Source organism: Arthrobacter sp. H14 (assembly GCF_000520495.1).
Classification (GTDB): domain Bacteria; phylum Actinomycetota; class Actinomycetes; order Actinomycetales; family Micrococcaceae; genus Arthrobacter_C.
In genome coordinates this window covers 3,746-5,258 of sequence record NZ_KI914662.1, presented here as the reverse complement: position 1 = coordinate 5,258, position 1,513 = coordinate 3,746, and the positions used below count along the sequence as shown (strand labels likewise).

Genomic DNA, 1,513 nt, shown 5'->3' with positions numbered 1-1,513 from the left:
CAGCTGCCGTGCCGCCGTCGTCGAACGCTCCACAATGGGCGCAATCTCCTCAAACGGCACGGAAAACATATCGTGCAGCACGAACGCCAGACGCTCGGCCGGATCCAAGGCGTCGAGCACCACCAGCATCGCAAGCCCAACCGACTCCGATAGCAGCGCATGGTCAGCAGGATCGATGTCGTCCACGCCGCTCACGACGGGATCGGGCATGTGCACGCCCAGCGGCTCCTCACGCCGCGTATTCCGGGCGCGCAGCATGTTCAGGCACACCCTGCCGGCCACCGTGGTCAGCCATCCGGCGAGATTCTCCACGCCACTCACGTCGGCACGACTGGCGCGCAGCCAAGTCTCCTGGACGGCGTCGTCGGCCTCACTAAGCGAGCCGAGCATCCGATAGCCAACCGCGTTCAGGTGGGGCCGTTGCGCTTCGAACCGCTCGGCCAGCAGGTCAAGTTCGTCCATCGGTCACATTCTCCCAACGCCGGGTGTCATACGAGTGTAAACCGGCAAAAGAGCCATCCCTTGGAGGAGAACAACCATGAACAGGCAAATGAATCACGACGGCGGCACCGTGGCAGCACCGATTCTGGTCACCGGCGGAACCGGCAGACTCGGGAGGCTCGTCGTCCCGCGTCTGCTCGATGCCGGGCGCGACGTGCGGGTGCTCAGCCGGCAGCGTCAGGATGCGGCCGACGACGTCGAGTACGTCATCGGCGACCTGCTCACCTGCGAAGGGGTCGAGCGAGCAGTGGACGGGGTCGGGACCATCCTGCACCTCGCCGGTGCGGCCAACGCGAAGGGTGACGACGAGGCGACGCGCAATCTCGTCCGGGCGGCAGCGCGGGCAGGGGTCCAGCACGTGGTGCACATCTCCGTCATCGGCGCGGACCGCGTTCCGCTGGGCTATTTCAAGTCCAAGCTCGAGGCGGAGCAAGCTGTGGTCGACTCCGGTCTGCCGTTCACGATCCTGCGTGCCGCCCAGGTCCACGATCTGGTGCTGACAATGGTGCAGGCGATGGCGAAGCTGCCGGTGATCCCGGTTCCCGGTGGGGTGCGGTTCGAACCGGTCGACGCGGATGAAGTAGCGGCCCGGCTCGCCGCGCTGACCCTCGGCGAACCGTCCGGTATGGTCTCCGATTTGACCGGACCGGAAGTGCACGGGATGGACGACCTCATCCGTGACTACCTGCGGCAGCACGGCAAACGGCGTTTACTGGTGCCGTTCCGGATGCCGGGCAAGGCAGGACGTGCCTACCGGGCCGGCGGGAACTTATCCATCGACGGGGCGGCCACCGGGAAGCGGACGTGGGAAGACTTCCTTGCCGAACAGGTGAACTTCCCCAGCGACACCGAACCGGCGCTAGAGACCCCCGGCCACACGGACGATGGTTATGAGGTCAACAAGCGCATAAATCGCCTGTTCGATTAGGCAGGGAAACCCCGCCAAGATGCCCTTGTTCTACGGCACTATGGCACGGCCGGTGCGGCTGCCGCAGGGACGGGGGCATCCGCC

2 protein-coding genes are annotated in these 1,513 nt (G+C 65.8%); one reads left to right on the top strand and one right to left on the bottom strand.

The genetic code is table 11. The annotated features are described in order from the left end of the window. On the bottom strand, nt 1-462 hold a 462-nt coding region (locus Y707_RS29945), incomplete at its 3' end, for a sigma factor (RefSeq protein ID WP_035781791.1). Nucleotides 463-538: 76 nt separating this feature from the next. Here Y707_RS29945 and Y707_RS26140 point away from each other — a divergent pair. Further along, nucleotides 539-1,429, top strand: a complete 891-nt coding sequence (locus Y707_RS26140) for an SDR family oxidoreductase (protein WP_253905178.1) — start codon at nt 539-541, stop codon at nt 1,427-1,429. Nucleotides 1,430-1,513 lie beyond the last annotated feature (84 nt).